Origin of the sequence: Parabacteroides sp. AF18-52, assembly GCF_003479145.1 — a bacterium.
In the GTDB taxonomy this organism is placed as follows: Bacteria; Bacteroidota; Bacteroidia; order Bacteroidales; family Tannerellaceae; genus Parabacteroides; species Parabacteroides faecis.
In genome coordinates this window covers 75,737-97,284 of record NZ_QUGR01000013.1, presented here as the reverse complement: position 1 = coordinate 97,284, position 21,548 = coordinate 75,737, and the positions used below count along the sequence as shown (strand labels likewise).

The window sequence follows — 21,548 nt, the reverse complement described above, 5'->3', positions numbered from 1 at the left end:
CTAATCACATGAAATCATTCGTTATGAAACTAAATTGCATATACATTGCCGGAGCACTGGCATTTACATTGAATTTTACAGGATGTACCAATCTGGACGAAAAGGTCTATTCATCTTATACAGATGAGAATTTCCCTTCTTCACCCGAACAGTATGCATCTATGACCGGCCCTATTTATGTGGCTGCACAGAAACTTTTCGATAACAATCTATACGAATTGCAGGAGATGGGGACAGATGAGATCATCGTTCCCACCCGAGGCGGCGACTGGTATGACGGAGGACGTTATGTCGATATGCACTATCACATCTGGACTCCTTCACATATCCTGATAAAAAATGCTTGGGACTCTGGTTTTAGCGGGATAGGAACCTGCAACCAGGTATTGAGCCAGTTTGAAGCGTTACCTGACAATGACGGGAAAATACAGACGATCTCAGAGATCAAAGTCATGAGAGCCTGGTTCTACTTTTATATGATGGATACTTTCGGTGGAGTCCCCATTGTGACAAAGTTCGATCAAAGCGTTGCCGCACCGTCTGCCAATACGCGTCAGGAAGTATTCGATTTTATCGCTAAAGACCTGGAAGAAAATGCCGAATACCTGAGTAGTGAAGCGAACAACCAGACTTACGGCCGTCCCACACAAGGTATGGCCTACACCCTGGCAGCCAAACTATACCTGAATGCAGAGACATATACCGGTAAGCCGCAATGGGAGAAAGCTGAATATTATTGTGACAAAGTCATTGCTTTAAATCAATATCAGCTCGGAGACTATTTCGATATGTTTAAACCGGATAATGGTGCAAAAGATAAAGAACCCATCTTCTCCGTTCCTTTTGATGCGAACAAAGCCAAAGGAAACCGTTGGTTCCTTCGCACATTGCATTTCAGTCATCAGAAAACATTTTCTTTGTCGCAGGCTCCTTACAACGGTTGGTGCGTAGCTCCGGATTTCTTCGACTTCTATACGGATGACGATATCCGGAAAAAGATATTCCTGTATGGTCAGCAATATGACGCTTCGGGAAATCCGATGATCTATAACGGAGTGAACGTTGTATTGGATCCTTATGGGTTCAATGCATTCGATGTTGGAGGAGCTGACGACAAAGGTCGTCTGGTCGGAGCACGTTGTATCAAATACTATCCGGATAAAGATGCCATCGGCGGTTGGGCAAACAATGACTTTGTTGTTTTCAGATACGCCGATGTATTGATGATGAAAGCGGAGGCTTTACTCCGTCAGGGGAAAGAGCTTTCTACCGCGGTTGAACTAATGAACCAGATCAGAAGCCGGGCCTTCCCGAACAATCCGGAAATGTTGTTCACTACAGCAACATTAAACCTGGAATCCCTGTATGAAGAACGTGGGCGTGAATTGATCTGGGAAATGCACCGCCGTGTCGATATGATCCGTTTTGGAAAATTTGAAGACCCTATGCTCTTTAAGCCATCCACAAAAGGAGAAGAATACAGACGGATATTCCCTATCCCAACTTCCGTATTGGCATCCAATCCGAATCTGGACCAGAATACCGGATACTAAATACTGCTAGTAAATAAGATCGTATGGGAGGATAGTTTTTTCTTATTCTCCCATACATAAACAAGATAATCATGAATAAAGCTTTATTCTTAGCAATCAGCTTCTTGCATATTACTATTTCTCACAGCGAGAATATCGACAAGGGATTCAGTGTAACGGATGATTCATTGCAGATATCCGTTTCATCTCCTCGGGACAAAATTATCCATGTACAAGTTGTACCTTTAGGTTCGCAACCAAGTAAATCGTTGATCATACCAGAAACATCAGATCCCGTTCCTGACTGTCAGATACAAAAGGGAGATAATTATATTTCACTGAGAACGGCGTCCGTTACAGCCACTTATTCCTATACGGATAAAAATATACGCTTTACTGATTCGAAAAGTGGGAAACAGCTGCTTCAGGAACAGGCACGCTCTTTCGAACAAAAAAAAGTGGCAGGCGAAACAGTATGGCAGATAAAACAGATATTCAAATTACATCCGGACGAAGCATTATACGGACTGGGACAGTATCAGGAAGGTATTATGAATTACCGGGGACAAAAGGCTAAACTCGTACAGGCCAATATGGAAATTGTCAATCCATTCCTGTTATCCACACAACCATATGGTATTTTATGGGATAATTACTCCAAGACGTTGTTCGAAGATAATGAAAAAGGAGCCTCCTTCTGGTCGGAAGTAGCCGATGCCATCGATTACTATTTCGTTTACGGCACCGATATGAAGGATGTTGTAGCCGGTTATCACCGACTGACAGGAAAAGTGCCCATGTTCCCCAAATCCGCATTCGGATATTGGCAATCCAAAGAACGCTACAAATCATTTGATGAACTTATTGATGTCGTAAAAGAATATCGCAAACGGCATATTCCACTCGATAACATCGTACAGGACTGGGAATACTGGGGAGACCGCGATCATTGGAACAGCCTTCGATTCGATACTGTCAATTTCAATCATCCCACAGATGTTATCCGTCAATTGCACGATCGATACAATGTGAGCCTGATGCTTTCCGTATGGCCTGGATTCGGAAAGAAAACGGACGTATACAAAGATATGGAGAAGATCGGAGCACTGTTCGACGAACCGACCTGGGCAGATTATAAAGTCATGGATATATACAATCCGCAAGCTCAAAAGATTTTCTGGGAACATCTTTATAAAGGACTATACCGCACAGGAGTGGACGCCTGGTGGATGGACGCCACAGAACCATCCTTCAGGGAAGGTTTTACCCAGGATAAACAAGAGGAAAAAACAAAGTCGGCCGGGCAAACTTATATAGGTTCATTCGACCGTTACCTCAATGTTTATTCCTTATTCTTATCCAAAGCCATGTACGAAAACATACGCAAGCAGGACAATAAACGAGTAACAATTTTAACCCGTTCCGCATTTGCCGGTCAACAGCAATATGGAACTGCCGTATGGTCGGGAGATATTACTGCCTCCTGGGATGTATTCAGAAAACAACTACCTGCCGGATTAAACCTCTGTATGAGTGGAATACCCTACTGGACAACAGATATCGGAGGTTTTTTTGTAACGACAAGGGGCAGCCAATATACCAAAGGTCTTGCCGATCCTTCTTATAAGGAACTTTATTTAAGATGGTTCCAGCAGGGAGTATTCTCCCCTATTTTCCGTGCTCACGGCAGTAATGTCCCGCGGGAAGTATGGCAATTCGGCGAACCGGGAGATCCTTTTTATGACGGGTTATTAAAGATGATCGACCTGCGGTACAGTTTGCTCTCCTATATATACTCATCGGCCTGGCAGGTAACAGCAAATTCCCGATTAATGATGCGCGGGTTGGTCATGGATTTTCCGGATGACCGGAATGTACATAACAGAGCAGATGCTTATATGTTCGGTCCCTCATTACTGGTCAAACCGATAACAAAGCCGATGTATTATACAACAGAGGGAGCTATCGGTACACCTGACACTAAAGAGTCTGTTTATCTGCCAGAACACACAGGTAAATATTGGTTCGATTTTAATTCCCGGCAGATCTATACGGGAGGTAAAACTATTTCATATCTAACTCCACTCGATGTCATACCGGTATTTGTAAAAGCCGGTTCTATTATTCCCATAAATAAAATAGTCCAATATGTCGGAGAACAAAAAGAAGAAGAGTTGGAACTAAGGATTTATGCTGGGGCAGATGCCGATTTTGAACTTTATGAAGACGACAATAAAACTTATGCTTATGAAAATGGCGTTTATTCACTTGTCCGGTTTCATTGGGATGATCAAAACAAGCAACTGAGTATATACGATAAAGAGGGGACATTTGTCAATTATCCGCAAAGAAGTTTCCGGATAAAACTTTATATAGCGGAAGAAAGCAGCTCAAACTATTCTGTACGGGAAAAGCTTATCCGATATGAAAATAAGCATATTACGGTCGATATGATCAAATGAATTAAAATCTCGTTTAAAACGAGATAAAATTCGCTTTAAACAAAGTTACAGTCCGTCTTAAACGAAAAAACTCCTTTTAAACGAACCTCAATATCGTTTAAAAGGAGTTTTTCACTTTATTTCTTCACAAATTTGAATGTCTTCCTGTTACCATTTGCACAGACTACCTGTGTAATATAGACACCCTTGCTTATTGAGCGAATATCAATGGTCACAATATTGGTCATCGGTGATTCTTTTCTAATAAAACGTCCCGAAACATCTAAGATATCTATATTACGAACAAGATCGGTTGCCTCAATGATCAGGTATCCGTTGGAAATTTTATAACTGATAGCATCATCACTGATATTCTCATTTCCTGTCGGTTGATCTTTAGAGAAATAGAGATTATCCAGGTAGAAGGTTCCTTTTGCATCACTTTCAAACCGAATATATTTAACAATATTCAAATCAGGTAAGAAAAATTGGAAGATCTGCCATTTTTCTTTTGCAACCGGTAATGTGGCAAACTCTATTTCATCTATTCCGTCCGACAGATAAATCTTCAAAGTTTCTTCATAAGGACTCCATACGTCCAGGTGTAGATATTCCATAGAAGAAACATCCAATAACCCTACGTTGACCGCCAACAGATTCGTGTTAGTCAGTTTCCATACGGGAACGCCTTTGATCGTAATAATTTCCACTTCCGTTTCTTGTCCATCCACCCTTTCAAAGATAGAATTAATATTCTCATAAGGATTGCTATGTACAGAGACCACATTTTCCTGATGGAGAGTAGGTGCAGAAGCAGGCCAGACTGGTGCAGGTTCCTCTGGATCGGGGTCAGGGTCGGGATCAGGATCAGGATCGGGGTCTGGATCAGGGTCTGGATCAGGTGTTACCGACTCTTGGTATAGGTAGACATGATCCATATATATCCTGCGCTCTTCACCGGCCCCACCTGAAAAGTTGATACTTTTAAGTTTTCCTCCCGTCCGGGATAGAAAGTCGGCTAAGTCTATATCAATGCTATTCCATGCATGTGGTTTCAATGTATAACTTTTTTTAGATGAAGTTATTCCATTTCCAGTAGCAGTAATAGTTATATCAAACCAGCTTCCCGGATATATTTCCAGATGAAGTTTCGTTTTATTTTCCGGAAATATTTCATTGAAAGAAAGTGCTTCCGATGCAAAATTCGAGAATAAGATTATTTTTTGGTTCTTCGTATCCAATGCGGAATCATCATCCGGCAAATCATACAAATTCACTTTATATTGTGAGCTGAAAATACTTGACACATTTTCAACACTTTTGGATGGAACAGGAGCCTTGGGAATTATTTCAGAACCCTTTTTTATAGTTATATCTTTTAAAGTTACCTTCGCTTCCCCTCCATTACCCAACTCAAATGCTATACGAGCGGAATTATCCGTTTCGTGATGCATGGTAAAGGTATAGGAGAACGTTTGCTCATTCAATCTCGGAGTAAAATAAAAACTTCCATATTTAGTATAAGGCTCATCATTAAATCCGATGTAACTCGAATAAATATCGCCGTTATTACTCGCTGTCTTAGCAATAAAGGAAATCTCATAAGTTGCATTTTTTTCTATGGTGAAGCCTGATAATAATGTCATAACCGAATAAGTTACATTGCCTCCATCGGTTATTTCTATTGTTAAAGATCCTTCGCCTTTATTCAATTTAGCATTTCCTCCCTGATTTTGAAGCAATGCCCAGACTTTGCCTTTCGGATCATTGATATCATAAACAACTTCTTTAGAAAGGAACTGTATTTCTGCCGCTTTATCAGGGATATCATAAGTCTGCAATGCATCGGGTAAATAAGGATATTCCCCTACCGATTCGTTGTATATACTCGACGTCAGATGCCAGTAAGCAGAACTAAAGCCGTATTTCTCAATTGTCCGAGCTATATGATTGGTCCACAGGAGGCGTGAATCGATATCCGCTTTATAATGAACACCGAACTCTCCGATATGGATAGGAACATCGTTGCTGTCACTAAAAGCTTTTATCTTGTCAAAATCAGCGGTAACAGCATCTCGCTCGCTCTGAGTATCGCTCCACCTTAACCCGACGGGGTACATAGGATTTACCCATTCAGCTCCCTGATGGGTAAAAGGTAATGGATTGTAATAATGGATTGTTACGATCAGATGATCATCATTTTCCGGCAGTACTAAAGCATTCGCACCTTCCAGGCCATAAATCGTACCCCAATTGGTCGTACCGACCATGATGGCGCGATTTTTATTATTATCGTTCCTGAAATCGTATGTTTGCCTTATCGTTTTGATAGCCTCCGGAAAAACATGATTCCATTCACTATCCATCTTATCCCTGGGCTCATTCAATATTTCAAATACCAGTCTTTCATCATAGTTCTGAAAATAGTCAGCCAACTGCTCCCAAAGAGTCATGAAGCGCTTGATCTCACCAGTCTGGGCTTCACCCGACAAGTCCATCAACGGGTCATAATGGTGCATATTGAGAATAACTTTCAGATCGGCAGCCAAAAGTTTATCAACGACTTTCTGTATCTCAACCAGAAATTCCGCTTTTATATTATAAGGAGCCTTATCCATACTCCTAGGATCTCCCTCCGGATAATCATCCCAACGGACAGGGAGACGTACATGTTTAAAGCCTTTTTCTTTTATCTTTTCAATATATGTATCACTCCACGGATAGTCGGCCTGTTGTTCAAAAGTGGCACCGATGTTAACACCACGACCTAACTGATTGTTAAATACGGCAACAGGAGTTGGGGTAAAAGATGCTTGTTTGTTATAAAAATATATATTGTCGATAAAGAAGGTTTTAGTGCCTTGATGACTATTAATTGACAGATATATGCCATACAAAGGACCTGATAATCCATTCGTTACATCTATCCGTGTCCATTCATTGGCAGTAAGTTTCTGAGCCGGAATTTCATAACTATCATCTCCTATCAAAGTAATAGTTAATTGTGTCTCTACCTCTGAATATACATCTATATGGAAAAATTCCATAGCACTAATGTCGGTTCCCGGAACATTTATTGGAATATGATTCATCTTGGCTAATGCCTTTACTTCACGATCTCCAATAGATGTAGGCAGTGGTACTGTTGTCTGATGTTTATTATCTGTAACAAAAGTAAGCTCACCCTCAATTCTGGAATCAAGGTATGAATCACCAAATAAAGAAACCACATCTTCGGTATTACGCACAGGAGGAAGATAAGCGGTGAAATCGGGCGTACCTTCAACAATTATTTGTTTGCTGTCATAAAAATAGATATGATCTAGGTATACAGTTGAACCTCCGGACGAAGGCTGAATAACACTTACATATTGATTATCCTCTGTTTCTACGTAATATTCAGAAAGTTCTACCTCAATAGAATTCCATTTACCGCCAGTAAGATTCTCAAATGTGAATTCCTTTGAAACCTCATCCGAAATACCCTCCACTCTGTCTTTATAAAGAATGAGCTTTACAGCAAATGAGATATTGGTTTCAGGATATACTTCCAAATGCAATCTATCTTTTCCACTAATATTCAATAGATTTTTATCCGGATTATATTGTATACCCATCCATCCCAAATTCGAGAATTTGAGAATGTTTTTTTCATTTTCATCCTTTACTACGGATTTTACAGTCTGAGAACCCCATTGTTGATATTCCAAACTAATCCCTGTTCCATATTTTGTGCTGTAAAAGTTTTTGACATTAGAACTTTGACGTATTGGAACAGGTGCAGCTTTGATAGATGTCGGAGAAGGATTCTTTTCTTTATAGAAAAAAATATTATCTAAATAGACTGTTACTTGCCCCTTAGCAGAACTATCCGACTTATCCACAACCGTTAATTCTATAGAATTTATTTGCTCCAATTGATTCGTACCTGTCACATATTCAAATTCACTTAAAGGAATCCTCAGTGTATGCCAACTATCTGGAAGCAATTCACTGCCCACATTATCCATTGAAACAGTATATCCATAGACTGGTTTTGAACTGGGAGCATGCAATTTTATATTAAGCTCATCTATTTTCTCACTTAAATAAATATCGATATTGATACAGTTAATAGATGATGTTTCTATCTTAATATTAGGTCCACTCGTCTCCTCACTATAAAAGGCTATAAACTGGTTATCAAATGTAGAAAACTTAATTATATCTTGATCATTCCCGTTTTTCTCAATGGACTGTACTGTCGTATGATTTGGCTCCCAAGATACAAATTGTAAATCAGTACGCTTTCCATAGTAATTACTATAAATAAATTTTATACCATCATCTATTCTTTCAAATCCGGGATCATTTGCAGCCGGAATAGTTTCCGCCCATACATTCTGTATCCCTGTAATCCCCGTTAATAAATACCAGATAATAAATAACTTTGAAAAAAAACTTGTTCTCATACTTGTGTACATACTACTCCTCATACACTGAATATCTTCGCCTGTAGGAAAAGCGAAAGAAACCCAGTAACAAATTGGTTTTTAACTCATTATACTCAAATACAAATATCGCTATATTTATTAATATAACAGATATACATTAAGTTTATTTGTAATTTAATAAAGAATAGACTTCCTCATTTAGACAAAAGAGATTCCTGAAAAACCATTATCCATATTTTTATTTATCTTTACCCTATCAATCATTCGATATGGAGAATATTTCAGAGATAAAGGAATTTAACAAACTGTTTTCAAACTATCAGGGAATTTTCATCCGTTTTGCTCATACCTATATTCAGGATAAAGAGACGGCAGAAGATATAGTAGTTGACAGTTTAGTATATTATTGGGAAAACCGACATTCTCTCTCCTCCAATTCAAACATTCCCGCCTATATCATGGAAGTTGTCAAACACAAAAGCCTCAACTACCTGCGCAATCAACGGATACGGGAAGACATTGAACAAAATCTATGGAGTCATATGGAAAGAGTCAGAAAATTGAAAATTACTACACTGGAAGCCTGTGATCCGGAAGAATTATTCAGTTCCGAAGCACAACGTCTGATAGATGAAGCATTAGACCATCTGCCCGAAAAAACACGGGTGATCTTCATTATGAGCCGATATGAAAATAAAACACATAAAGAGATAGCCGATCATTTTGGCTTGTCCACCAAAAGTATTGAATTCCATATCACTAAAGCTTTAAATGTATTAAGAAATAGGTTAAAAGATTATCTCCCGCTCTTTATCTTATTTTTAAATTAGCAGTTCATCTTTTACTCTTTTCTTAAAAAATAAGTTTTTTCATTAGGGATACCTTCCATCTATGTGCTTATTAAGTATGGAAAAGAAAATACTATATCGTTTTTTTGAAGGAAAAGCATCCTACAAAGAAGAAGAAGAGGTTTGCAACTGGACTGAAGCTTCAGAAAAGAATATGCAGGAATATCTGAAAGAGCGTAAATACTTCGACCTCCTGATCGTCCAGAACAGGAAAAATCGTATACAGCCAACCTCATCTGGTAATGTATTCTATCTGAATAATATAATCAAATATGCAGCTGCAATCGCAATATTTATCATCTGCGGTATACAAATTTACAATCATACAAAACCAGATGTAAGCCACCTGGAAATGAACACAATATCAGTCCCTGTAGGACAGAGAGTAAATATATTGCTGTCCGACGGAACAAATGTATGGCTTAACTCTGGTTCAAAAATGAAATATCCGGCATCATTCACCAAAGGGAAAAGAGAAATCACATTGAATGGAGAAGGTTATTTTGAAGTCACAAAAGATACCAAAAGACCATTCGTTGTGCAAACTGACAAATATAATATAAAAGTACTGGGAACAAAGTTCAACGTAGATGCTTATGATAAAACATCCTTTTTTTCTGCGGCATTAATGGAAGGTTCCATACAAATTTCAGAGAAAGAAGAACCCAGTAACAGTATTGTATTACATCCTTTGGAAAAAGCAGATCAGGTAGATGGGAAACTGGTAATTGAAAAGATACAGAACTATGACATTTATCGCTGGAAAGAAGGCTTGATTTGTTTTGAAAATACCACATTCAACGACTTGATGAAAGAGTTTGAAAAAACATACGATATACAAATCATCAATGGGAATAAGAATCTGGACAATTATATCTGCAGTGGGAAATTTCGTATTTCAGATGGCATAGACTTTATATTACAAGTTCTCCAGCGAGATATCAGTTTCCGCTTCCAAAGAAATGAAAACAACACTATTATTTATATAAAATGACATGTTAAACCTTTAAATCATATTGCCTATGATATAATATCCAAAGAAAAAAGCGATAAATGCGGGAACATCTATCGCCTTATGACTAACACAATTATCAAAAACTGTATTAATCTCTAATAATTACAAAGTTATGAATAAAGTATCTTTGTCGGGACCCTATTATCTAAAAAAATCACGACATAAACATTTTTTCAGAATTATGAGAATCTCCTCATTCCTTTTGTTTGTACTGATATTTTCATTACATGCAATCAATTCAAACTCACAAAATGCACGGATTACCGTTCGAACCAGTAATACAACTTTAAAGGATGTATTGAATACCATCGAAAAGCAAACAGATTATTTGTTTGTATATAATATTAATGTAGATACAAATCAAAAAGTAGCTTTAAACACGGTCAATCAACCGGTAAAACAAGTATTGGATAATCTGTTTAAAGAAATCGGACTAAGCTATGTATTGGAAGGATCCTATATTGTCGTATCCAAATCGGAAACAGAACAACAGAAAAAATTTGTAACCGGAACAGTCCTTGATATGAACGGTGAGCCAATTATTGGTGCGAACATCATAGAAAAAGGGACCACGAACGGTATAATCACAGACATAAACGGAAAATTTTCTTTACAAGTTCCTTCTGATGCAGTACTACAAATATCGTATATTGGGTATAATACCCGTGAAGTTGCGGTTAATGACCAATCTTCGATCACTATAAAACTGACAGAAGATACTCAAACGATCGAGGAAGTCGTTGTCGTTGGCTACGGAGTTCAAAAAAGAGAGAACTTAACAGGAGCCGTCTCTGCCATTATGGGAGACGATCTGATGAAAAGACCTGTCGGACAAACATCTGTCGCCTTACAAGGAATTGCTCCGGGAGTAACTATTACACAACAATCCGGACAACCGGGCCAAGATGCCGGAACAATCCGGATCAGAGGAATAGGAACCCTGAACGATTCCAACCCGTTGGTTTTAGTAGACGGAACTGCAATGGACCTGAATAGTGTCGACCCTAATATCATTGAATCGATTTCCGTTTTAAAAGATGCAGCCTCATCTTCCATCTATGGTTCACGTGCTGCCAACGGAGTGATACTGATCACTACCAAAAGAGCTAAAAACAAAGAATTTTCTGTTTCTTACAATGGATATGCCGGATGGCAAACACCAACCGACTTGCCTGATAAAGTAAATGCCATCGACCATATGGTCATGTTGAACGAAGCATACAAGAATGTCGGGAGAAGTCCGCTATACACAGATCAGTATATTCAGGAATATAGAGAAAAAGGTCCTTCCGACCGTGATCATTATCCGGATGTAGATTGGCAAAAAGCAGTTTACAATAAATATGCATTCCAACAAAACCACTTTTTCACTCTCAATGGAGGAACAGAAAAAATGAAACTTCTTGCAGCAATCGGTTATTATGATCAGCAAGGTATTACTCCAAATACGGATTATAACCGATTTACGGTCAGATTAAATTCAGATATGCAGTTTACCCGACGTTTTTCTGCTAAATTAGATATGTATTTAAAATACAATACCCAAAAGACTCCTGGTAGAGGTATATATGACGTTATATACTGGATAAACCGAACACCTTCCATTTATCCGGATGTTTTATCCAACGGGAAATATGCAGTCGGTTGGGATGGAGATAATGTGTTAGCTTTTGCCAAAGACGGAGGATTCGCTAAAACAAAAACGCCCTCGGCCTCCATCAATATGGCTTTAAGCTACCAGTTTACAGATTTTCTGAAAGCCGATGTTAGCTATACTCCCATCTATAACAACAATATAACCAGCACCTACAACAAAAGTGTAAATACTTATTATGCCGATGGAGAGCTTGCTTACAGTAAACCGAGTAAAAGTGCACTATATGAACACCGGGGCTGGGGTTTATCGCATGACTTCAAAGCACTAATAAATTTCGACAAAGCATTTGGACAACACAATCTGAAAGCTTTGGCTGGTTTCCAATGGGAAAGTGGAACTGATGATTATATCGATGCTTCCCGGGATACCTTCATATTCCCTCAATATCCTAAATTGAATGCAGGAGGTAGTGACAATCAAAAAGCATCCGGTTCTGGTTCTGAATATGCGCTTGCCTCTTTCTTCGGACGTATCAATTACGATTATCAGGGGAAATATTTATTTGAAGCGAATGTTCGTTACGATGGTTCCTCTCGTTTCGACCTGGGACATAAATGGGGAGTGTTCCCTTCATTTTCAGGCGGATGGAGAATTTCAGAAGAAAGTTTTTGGGAACCTATACGGGATATTGTCGACAATGCTAAATTCAGAGTTTCCTGGGGGCAACTGGGAAATCAGAATATAGGGAATTATGCTTTTGCCTCTGTTGTCAGCTATAGTTCTTATATTATCGGTGGACAACCGGTTACCAGCGGTGCGATCAACGATATGTCGAATTCTGCCATTTCATGGGAAAAAACAGAAATGCTTGACTTTGGGGTTGACCTGCAATTTTTCTCTAAGCTCTCTGCGTCATTCGATTATTACAATAAGAAAACAAGCGATATTTTATGGAAACTCAACGTTCCATTAATCATCGGTCTAAATCCAACCTATCAAAACGCGGCAAAAGTTTCCAATAAAGGATGGGATCTGGAATTAAGATGGAATGACCGGATCAATGATTTCAGATACGGTGCTTCTTTCATATTATCTGACGTAAAAAATAAGGTGATCGATCTAAAAGGCATCAGTATGACTGGATTGACCGTGAACCGGGAAGGATATCCTATCAATTCAATCTATGGACTTGAGGCAATAGGTTACATATCTAAAGAAGACTATAATGCCGACGGTTCCTACAAACATGCTACTCAATTCGGTGCATTTGCTCCTGGTGATATCAAATATAAAGACCAGAATAACGATGGGATAATTAATAATGAGGATGAAGTAATCATCGGTAATACTGTTCCACGCTTTACTTACGGATTAAATCTAGATGCAGGCTGGAAAGGATTCGATTTCAGCATGTTCTGGCAAGGGGTAGGAAAAGCGGATGGATATTTGAATAAACAAGCAACAATGCCATTCTACTGGGGAGCCTCCGCTCTGGAAATGCACAAAGCCCACTGGACGGAAGAGAATCCTAATGCCCGTTTCCCGCGTTTGGCTTTCAATGAAACAAACAATGAACAGAATTCTAGTTTCTGGATGGCAAATGCAGCCTATTTAAGGCTAAAGAATGTAACTTTAGGGTATACGCTTCCCAAAGCGTTAACTGAAAAAATTAAGTTCTCTCACGTCCGGCTTTATGTCAGCGGACAAAATCTTTTATCCATTGACAAGTTCTGGGATGGATTTGATGCAGAAGCACCTGTCGGAGACGGAGCTTATTATCCTCAGGTGAAAGTGTTCACTGTCGGACTGGATGTAAAATTCTAAATGTAAAATCATTATGAAAAATCTTTTATACACATGCCTGATAATAACAGGTCTATCTTTTTTCTCTTGTGACAGTTCACTGGAAAAGTATCCTTTGGATAAACCCTCCTCAAGCACGTACCCCAGTAATGAGACAGAACTGGAAATGGCTTTGTGGGGATGTTATGGTTCTCTATGGTTAAGTACGAACTATGGAATGGTTATGCCTGCGCTCTTAGATATAACAACAGATATAGCCTGGGAAAGAGCCGAAGTTCCTATGCAATCGATCGGAAACGGATCTCATGATGCCAATAATTCATGGTCCGAACAACTTTGGAAAAACTATTATATCAGTGTAGCTCGTTGTAATTACTTGCTGGACAATATGGAACGAGCTAAATCAGAAACAACTCCGTCTGTTTATGAAAGAATAAAAGGGGAAGTTAAGTTCTTAAGAGCTTACTTTTATCTGATGCTGACAGAAACATGGGGAGATGTTCCGTTAGTAACAAAAACCCTAACTCTGGCAGAAGCTCAAATCAATCAGACACCCAAATCTGAAATAGTCGATTTTATACTAAAGGAACTGGATGAGGCCATTCCAGTTCTTCCAGTACATATCGATGCCAATGAGTGGGGACGCATCAGCCAGGGAGCTGCTCTTGCCATAAAAGCCAGGACTGCTTTATATAACAACATGTACGATATTGCAGCTAAAGCAGCTAAAGAGGTTATAGACTCTGGCGAATACCAGATAGACGACAGCTTTGAGAATTTATTCAAATCTGCCACTCAATCGAATAGTAAAGAAATGATGTTCTTCATTACTTATAAGGAAGGTTACCGTACTCCTGGGGTAGTAAGGGGGTGTACTTCAAGAATGGGTGGAGGCTACAGTAGTAAAATACCAGTTCAGGCAACTGTCGATTCATACGAATGTATCGATGGGCTACCCATAGATAAATCTCCCCTTTATGATCCTCTAAAGCCATTCGAGAATCGAGATCCCCGTTTGGGATATACGATTGTCCTACCTGGTTCCGAATATATGGGATTTCAATTTGAAACTCATAAAGACAGTGTGGAATGCTGGAACTATAAGACTTCCCCGGTAAGCCGGGTAGCCAACCAGGATGCATTAAATCCTTATGCCACTTTCTCCGGTTATATTTGGAGAAAATATAATGAAATATCCAAACCGAATGAGTTGGACAACAGTGAAACAGCATTCATCATCATCCGTTATGCAGATGTACTGCTCATGTATGCGGAAGCGAAGACCGAATTGGGAGAAATAGATAATTCCGTTTACCAAGCGATCAATGAGGTCCGGCAAAGAAAAAGCGTAAATATGCCTCCTGTTGCAAATAAAAATCAGTCAGAACTACGTTCAATCATTAGAAAAGAACGAAAATGCGAGTTTGCATGGGAAGGATTACGGTGGTCGGATATTCGCCGGTGGGGAATTGCTGAAAATGTCATGAATAAAGTTCTATACGGCAGACCACCAAGGGACTACCTACACTCTGCTCCTAAAATTGACGAAAATGGGACACCGGATTATAGTGTTGTCCCCAATAAAAACGATATGCGTGTGATCGAACTTCGTTCATTCAATAAAGACAGAGATTATGTACTTCCTATTCCCAGAATAGAAATAGAAACAAATACGGCATTAAAACAGAATCCTAATTACTAATAGGATTTATCAGTTTTCTACTACTTCAACAGAGATTGCCCTTGCCTCAATAAAGGCAAGAGCAATCTCAAAAATCAATGATATATGAAAGAAAAGTACTTACTCACAGTAATTATAATACTCTTTTTTCTGCCTGTCACATCTGCCCACGGACAAATATGGGTGGAAGCAGAGCAATTTCAGGAAAAAGGAGGATGGATCGTCGATCCTCAATTTATAGATCAGATGGGATCTGCTTACCTTCTGGCTCATGGATTGGGAGAACCTGTCCAGCCAGCAAGAACAATCTTACAAATAAAAAAAACCGGAAATTATCATCTATGGGTTCGCACAAAAGACTGGGCCCCCTATCCTACAGGTCCCGGAAAATTTACTATTTCGATTGATAGCGATACATTATCAACAGTCTTAGGGCAAGACGGCAATTCCTCATGGCATTGGGTATATGCAGGTGTCTCTATGATTAAACAACCAGAGGTCACCCTGTCAATAAACGATTTATCCGGATTTGAAGGGCGGATAGATGCCATCTATCTAACTCAAAAAAACAATGATCAACCACCAACATCTAAAGATACCCTGGAGTTGTTCAGACGAGAAATGTTACATTTACCAAAGGATCCCAAAGAAGCCGGGACATATGACCTCGTGATCGCAGGAGGAGGAGTAGCCGGTACGTGTGCTGCCATTCAGGCTGCCAGATTAGGATTGAAAGTCGCTCTTATCCAAAACCGGCCGGTTTTAGGAGGTAATAACAGCTCGGAAATCCGTCTCCCTATGTCCGGAGATATCTATCATAACCTCTATCCTAAACTGGGACGTATTGTGAGGGAACTGAATACAGGAACTACCAGTGAAATAGCCTCCGCCGACCAATATGGGGATAAAAGAAAACTGAACATTGTAAAAAATGAGAAGAACATTACTTTATTTCTTTCCACCCATGTTTATAAAGTAGAAAAGACTGATAATCGCATAACGACAGTTATTGCCAGACATGTTGAAACCAATCAAGAACTCCGCTTCATCTCTCCTCTTTTTGCAGATTGTACCGGGGATGCAACTCTCGGTGTTGCCGCAGGAGCAGACTACAGAAGTGGCAGGGAAAGTTTTTCTCTTACCAGAGAGCCTAAAGCTCCGCAGATAAGTGACAGTTTAACAATGGGTACAACTAATCATTGGTTTGCCCGTTTCGAGGAAAAATCTTCGGAATTTCCTTTATGTCCGTGGGCTGTTCAATTCAGTGATAACTATCATTTAGAAAACACAGCAAGTGCCTGGTTCTGGGAATCCGGCTTTTATAAAGATAAAGTTGAACAGGCAGAAGAAGTTAGAGATTACAATTTCCGGGTTGTCTATGGGCATTGGTCTTACCTTAAAAATCAGAAAAGAAAACAATATTCAAACTGGAAACTGGAATGGATATCATTCATTGCCGGGAAACGAGAATCTCGCCGATTAATCGGTGATCTGATCCTTTCAGAATTGGATATAAATAATCAGGTACAATATCCGGACGCATGCGTCACAACAACGTGGGGAATCGATCTTCACTACCCAGACCCCCAAAACAGTCAATATTATCCGAGAAATGAGTTTTTAGGCATAGCCGATCATAACCGGGATTTCGAACCTTATCATATACCATACAGATGCTTTTACTCAAAAGACATCAACAACCTATTTATGGCAGGCCGTAATATCAGCGTTACTCATATTGCTTTAGGGACAGTCAGAGTTATGCAAACCACAGGAATGATGGGAGAAGTGGTCGGGATGGCGGCTTTCCTATGTAAAAAATATAACTGTTCACCCCGCGATATATATACACAACATCTGGATAAATTGATCCAACTGCTAACAGCAGAGCATAATTAAGATTAGAACCGGGTAATAAAAAAGCGAATTATCTAATAATTAGATAATTCGCTTCATTTTTGTGGTCCCACTTGGGCTTGAACCAAGGACTCCCTGATTATGAGTAACACAAACAATGTTTTTTCTTATTATCCCTTGTTCTTTTTTGCCCTGAATAATATTATATATATTTGTATTTCAACAACTTGCAAAACACAATTGTTTTTTCTAACTTTGTCCTGTTATGAAATTCAATAACACCTAAATAACACCACAATGAACAAAGTAGACCATTTTCTAAAACCCATTTTTACAAAGAAAATTGAAACTATCTCTATCGGATTGATACTCGACCAACGCAAACATGTCGACTACATCAAGAGTTTAAAAGAAACCGAAATACTTAATGATATAAACGAATTAAAAAATGAGGTAACAGTACTACCTGCCGCCATACGAGTCTCATTCTCTTCAGATAAATTCCACCTTTACTTTTATCGTACAGGCGGAACTTTTACTATTTATGAATGGGAGAAGCTAAGACACGCAACAGGTTCCAGCAACTTTGCCAAACACCGTAAAGAGCAGGAAAAGGTATTTGATAAAGTGTGCGCCACTATTAGAGAACTTCATGAAATTAAAGCCTTTAACATTGAAAATTTAAAAAAGAAACTCACCGGTAGATTAGACCTAAACTTCTCTGAATTTTGGAAACAAACAATAGAAAAGCTTCGCCATGAAGGTAGAGCAGGAACAGCGGACAGCTATAACAATGCATTCAATAGCTTTTCCAAAAGCGTAGGGTTCAATATATCATTCAGTAATATTGGTTTTGACATTGTAGATAGATGGACAAGCAAAATGACCGATTGCGGTTTATCTCAAACTACAATAGGAATATATCATAGAGGAATGAGAGTTGTTATAAATGAGGCTATGAGATTAGGCTACATAGAACTAAATCAGTATCCTTTTGGCAAAGGGACAGATAAAGTTACTATTAAAAAAGGCAGAAGTAAGACAGAAGCTTATCTACCTATATCTGACATACTTAAATTAAAAAAATACGACGCCCCTGACAAACGGGAAAAGCATCAAACAAAATGGATTTGTGAGGCCATAAATATGTTTCTCTTTTCTTATCTTGCCAATGGAATGAATCTAATGGATATTTGTTTACTCACATATAACGACCACTATTTTAACAGCATGGGCAAAGAATTGATGTTTGTTCGTAAAAAGACAGAAGCAACATCAGATTCAGAAATTCAGATTATTATACCTATAATACCCGAACTGGAAGAGATACTCAATCACTACGCCTCAACTCCTTCAAAAGATAATTTTGTTTTTCCGAATTTACTAAAAGGAGAAACTAACCCAATCAAAATAAAGGCTATTGTAAAGGATTTAAATGCAGATTTTGGTTTCCGTCTAAAAAAGGCGGCTAAAGAAGTAGGATTATCAATCCCCATTTCAATGACCTATGCAAGGCACAGTTTTGCAACCAATTTGACACACGCTGGCGTCTCAGAACGATATATTTCTCAAGCCATGGGACATAGCAATAAAAATATTACAGGAGGTTATATAGCTCCTTTTTCACCACAAAAAAGAATTATGTTCAACTCTATGTTACTAATTCCGGAATAAATACGGCAATAGTAAACATTGCCGAATCTTGATCGTATAACACTGTAAATCAGACGTGTAACAAATTATGTAAGATTCTTGATTTAACCAATAACAGTAGCTTACTTTGCACTATGAAACTGTAGTCAACAGATATAACTATTTAACAACAGTTTCACTTCATGCTAGAGAACGCATATTGCGGGGCAAGCAAAAAAATCAAAGAAATATGACATATCACGAAATTATTTTAACAATAGATTACGAACAGATATCCTCTATTGTTGCTAAAAAGGTTGTGGAAAAGCTAAACAGTCAATGCTTACTCCAACATCAACCATCCCCAAAAAGAATAAGTGGAATCAGAGAACTGGCGAAACATTTGGGCTGCTCTGTATCGAAGGCTCAGGACCTAAAAAACAAAGAAATAATTCCATTTTACACGATCGGGAAACGTGTTTTTTTCGATCCTGATAAAATAGATGAGGCCATTAAAGAGAGAAAGGATACAGGTCATGGATAATGAAGGAAGAAACTTTCAGTCCCAAGAGAATGAGAATGAGGATAAATATCTGAATTGCCGAGTAATAATAACAGAGCAATTCACCGAACCTGATCCTATAATTAAGCAAGGAGATAGAACAATTGTTTCAAAGGGAAATATAGCAACTATCATAGGTAAGCCTAAAGCTTTCAAAACATTCTTAACATCTTCCATCGTAGCAGCCTTCCTAGAAGACGATGTATTTAGTATAAGTGGAGTAGGAGACACTTGTCTTTTCATTGACACAGAACAAAGTCGAAGCCATGTCAATATGGTACAGAAACGCATTTATAGACTTTGTGATTGGAAATTAGAGAAATCCAACGACAGACTAATAATGTTATCCCTACGTGAATTTGAGGCCGAAGAACGTCTAAAAATCAGCCTACAGGCTATTGAACAACTGAAACCTGATTTGATTATTATCGATGGCATCCGCGACATGATACGAGATTTTAATGATTTGAAAGAATCTGCTTATATCACTAGTTGTTTAATGGCAATCTCAACAAATCACCAGTGCGGAATAATCACTGTCCTGCATCAAAATAAAGCTGACAACAATGCTCGTGGACATTTAGGATCAGAATTATGTAACAAATCTGAAACTGTTCTACAGGTTGTAAATAGTAGTGGAACAGCTACAGTTTCATCTATTCACAGCCGCAATAAAGGAATAGAACCCTTCTCATTTTCTATTGATAACACAGGATTGCCAATTGCTTGTAAGATACCCAAAATAGAAGAGGAGTACAAAGAGCTTTATAACCTAATGAAACAGGCTATGAAAGATCGTCTTTGGTGGCCCCGTAATGAACTTAAGAGGCAAATTATGCAAATAATAGCCCCCAAAGGTTACAGAACTGCTGAGAGGAGGATTAAAGCGGCATCTGATTTGGGTATATTAAAAAAGAATCAGGCAAAAATGTATATTCTTCAGGAACAAGAAGCTACTACTGAACAGGAACTTGACATTTGACAAGACGACACACCTATATATAGGTGTGTGTCGCTTTATCTTAAAGACTTGTCAAAAAGGAGACAATATAAACCACTATCATTCAATATATTATGTTTTGTTTTGTCTAAATTGTCAAATACCTGTCCAAACTAGGACAAACTATCTTTGTCTTACAACAACAACAACGAGTTTATTTTGAAAAAGCGGCTCTTGTGGTTTAATATATAAGCTTTTTCATCATTTAATTACTGTAAAAGAACAGTATTAATTATCATGTATAAATATAAATCATTTTATCCTGTTTATGGGTCGAATAAAAAGTATTATAAGATCTTAAACAAAGAAGTCAGTAAACAAATCTGGCGAGTAGTCAATCGATATAAAGACGATGAAGACTCTTTAGACAAAGTGCTAAAGGCGACTATAGATGAGGTGCTTACTAAGTATATTCATTTCTATAACCCGTATATCTTATTAGAAAAAATGATAATATCGTATGACAAAGTGCATCCCAATATCCAAGATGACAAGATTAAACTTCGATTTCATTGGTTTTGGATTGGTAATAACAAAAAATTAGAGGAACATAGAGCCCTCTTTAGGTCATCTATCGATCAAAAAGGATCTCTTGTATGCCCTTGATTAATTTACTGCCTCAAGCAGAACACCGGCACAGTACTCCCCAATACTCGTGCCGGAACTGCCACAAATGGGAGCGCTGTAAACTAGGGGAGAATAGACCGGCATCATTAACTGCTGATTATGGCCTTTACGGTTGTATTGAGCACCAATTAAATAGTAACGATGAGAAGAAAAAAGTATAAAAAGTGGGGCGAGCAAAGGCCTATAAGATCAGGTTGGACACTTGTAAAAAACCAAATTGATCTCCAAACACGAACCGCATTGGTTCTTTATGTAATGGGGTGTTACCCCATGTCCGAAGCATACAGGTTTGCTTTCAATTTTCAAGGAAAACCATCATCCCTTGGACCTATAGCTTCCAGATGGTGGAATGATCCTCAAATACAAGAGTATGTCCGTATCTTTGCCCGTTGTTTAGCTTATGAAGGATATGAAGTTAATTTAAAGATAAAGCAGTATTAATCTCTTAGCATATACAAATTAAGTTATAGTATTGACAGAACATTCCTACCCCTTGTATAAAGGGAACAATATTTATTAT

General features: G+C 38.5%; 12 protein-coding genes. 11 read left to right on the top strand and 1 reads right to left on the bottom strand.

From position 1 onward, the window contains the following. Window positions 1-23: 23 nt before the first annotated feature. Both DWX23_RS18960 and DWX23_RS18955 read left to right on the top strand, forming a co-directional pair. Window positions 24-1,553 (top strand): RagB/SusD family nutrient uptake outer membrane protein, encoded by a 1,530-nt coding sequence (locus DWX23_RS18960; RefSeq protein WP_158607096.1) that lies wholly within the window; start codon window positions 24-26, stop codon window positions 1,551-1,553. A 71-nt stretch (window positions 1,554-1,624) separates the two neighbouring features. Continuing rightward, entirely contained in the window at window positions 1,625-3,994 is a 2,370-nt protein-coding gene (locus DWX23_RS18955) for a TIM-barrel domain-containing protein (protein ID WP_122375601.1), read from the top strand. Window positions 3,995-4,110: 116 nt separating this feature from the next. On the opposite strand, the gene DWX23_RS18950 is transcribed toward DWX23_RS18955, so the two are convergent. Continuing rightward, entirely contained in the window at window positions 4,111-8,424 is a 4,314-nt protein-coding gene (locus tag DWX23_RS18950; RefSeq protein WP_158607095.1) for a cellulase family glycosylhydrolase, read from the bottom strand. 251 nt (window positions 8,425-8,675) lie between these two features. Here DWX23_RS18950 and DWX23_RS18945 point away from each other — a divergent pair, with 251 nt between their 5' ends. The 9 genes from DWX23_RS18945 (at window position 8,676) to DWX23_RS18900 (ending at window position 21,469) form a co-directional block, all read left to right on the top strand. Then, window positions 8,676-9,236 (top strand): RNA polymerase sigma-70 factor, encoded by a 561-nt coding sequence (locus DWX23_RS18945; RefSeq protein ID WP_122375599.1) that lies wholly within the window; start codon window positions 8,676-8,678, stop codon window positions 9,234-9,236. Between the two features lie 76 nt (window positions 9,237-9,312). Further along, on the top strand, window positions 9,313-10,248 hold the full coding sequence (locus DWX23_RS18940; RefSeq protein ID WP_122375625.1) for a FecR family protein: 936 nt from the start codon (window positions 9,313-9,315) through the stop codon (window positions 10,246-10,248). A gap of 202 nt (window positions 10,249-10,450) precedes the next feature. After that, the gene (locus tag DWX23_RS18935; protein WP_158607094.1) at window positions 10,451-13,690 is read left to right on the top strand and encodes a TonB-dependent receptor; all 3,240 of its coding nucleotides are present in this window, start codon (window positions 10,451-10,453) and stop codon (window positions 13,688-13,690) included. A 13-nt stretch (window positions 13,691-13,703) separates the two neighbouring features. After that, window positions 13,704-15,371, top strand: a complete 1,668-nt coding sequence (locus DWX23_RS18930) for a RagB/SusD family nutrient uptake outer membrane protein (RefSeq protein WP_122375597.1) — start codon at window positions 13,704-13,706, stop codon at window positions 15,369-15,371. A gap of 84 nt (window positions 15,372-15,455) precedes the next feature. Beyond that, the gene (locus DWX23_RS18925; protein ID WP_122375596.1) at window positions 15,456-17,249 is read left to right on the top strand and encodes an FAD-dependent oxidoreductase; all 1,794 of its coding nucleotides are present in this window, start codon (window positions 15,456-15,458) and stop codon (window positions 17,247-17,249) included. A gap of 255 nt (window positions 17,250-17,504) precedes the next feature. Then, complete coding sequence (locus DWX23_RS18920; RefSeq protein WP_122375595.1) at window positions 17,505-18,881, top strand: site-specific integrase; 1,377 nt, start codon at window positions 17,505-17,507, stop codon at window positions 18,879-18,881. Window positions 18,882-19,089: 208 nt separating this feature from the next. Continuing rightward, window positions 19,090-19,383 (top strand): helix-turn-helix domain-containing protein, encoded by a 294-nt coding sequence (locus DWX23_RS18915; RefSeq protein ID WP_075559899.1) that lies wholly within the window; start codon window positions 19,090-19,092, stop codon window positions 19,381-19,383. Beyond that, window positions 19,376-20,383, top strand: coding sequence for an AAA family ATPase (locus DWX23_RS18910; RefSeq protein ID WP_158607093.1), 1,008 nt, complete (start codon window positions 19,376-19,378; stop codon window positions 20,381-20,383). The genes DWX23_RS18915 and DWX23_RS18910 overlap by 8 nt, the downstream gene beginning before the upstream one ends. 786 nt (window positions 20,384-21,169) lie before the next feature. Beyond that, complete coding sequence (locus DWX23_RS18900; RefSeq protein WP_075559896.1) at window positions 21,170-21,469, top strand: hypothetical protein; 300 nt, start codon at window positions 21,170-21,172, stop codon at window positions 21,467-21,469. Window positions 21,470-21,548 lie beyond the last annotated feature (79 nt).

What these genes read in the sequence shown, in the direction of transcription:
- DWX23_RS18930 (WP_122375597.1), top strand. Translation starts at nt 13,704, where the DNA reads ATGAAAAATCTTTTATACACATGCCTGATAATAACAGGTCTATCTTTT.
- DWX23_RS18960 (WP_158607096.1), top strand. Translation starts at nt 24, where the DNA reads ATGAAACTAAATTGCATATACATTGCCGGAGCACTGGCATTTACATTG.
- DWX23_RS18920 (WP_122375595.1), top strand. Translation starts at nt 17,505, where the DNA reads ATGAACAAAGTAGACCATTTTCTAAAACCCATTTTTACAAAGAAAATT.
- DWX23_RS18950 (WP_158607095.1), bottom strand. Translation starts at nt 8,424, where the DNA reads ATGAGAACAAGTTTTTTTTCAAAGTTATTTATTATCTGGTATTTATTA.
- DWX23_RS18900 (WP_075559896.1), top strand. Translation starts at nt 21,170, where the DNA reads ATGAGAAGAAAAAAGTATAAAAAGTGGGGCGAGCAAAGGCCTATAAGA.
- DWX23_RS18945 (WP_122375599.1), top strand. Translation starts at nt 8,676, where the DNA reads ATGGAGAATATTTCAGAGATAAAGGAATTTAACAAACTGTTTTCAAAC.
- DWX23_RS18925 (WP_122375596.1), top strand. Translation starts at nt 15,456, where the DNA reads ATGAAAGAAAAGTACTTACTCACAGTAATTATAATACTCTTTTTTCTG.
- DWX23_RS18910 (WP_158607093.1), top strand. Translation starts at nt 19,376, where the DNA reads ATGGATAATGAAGGAAGAAACTTTCAGTCCCAAGAGAATGAGAATGAG.
- DWX23_RS18955 (WP_122375601.1), top strand. Translation starts at nt 1,625, where the DNA reads ATGAATAAAGCTTTATTCTTAGCAATCAGCTTCTTGCATATTACTATT.
- DWX23_RS18935 (WP_158607094.1), top strand. Translation starts at nt 10,451, where the DNA reads ATGAGAATCTCCTCATTCCTTTTGTTTGTACTGATATTTTCATTACAT.
- DWX23_RS18915 (WP_075559899.1), top strand. Translation starts at nt 19,090, where the DNA reads ATGACATATCACGAAATTATTTTAACAATAGATTACGAACAGATATCC.
- DWX23_RS18940 (WP_122375625.1), top strand. Translation starts at nt 9,313, where the DNA reads ATGGAAAAGAAAATACTATATCGTTTTTTTGAAGGAAAAGCATCCTAC.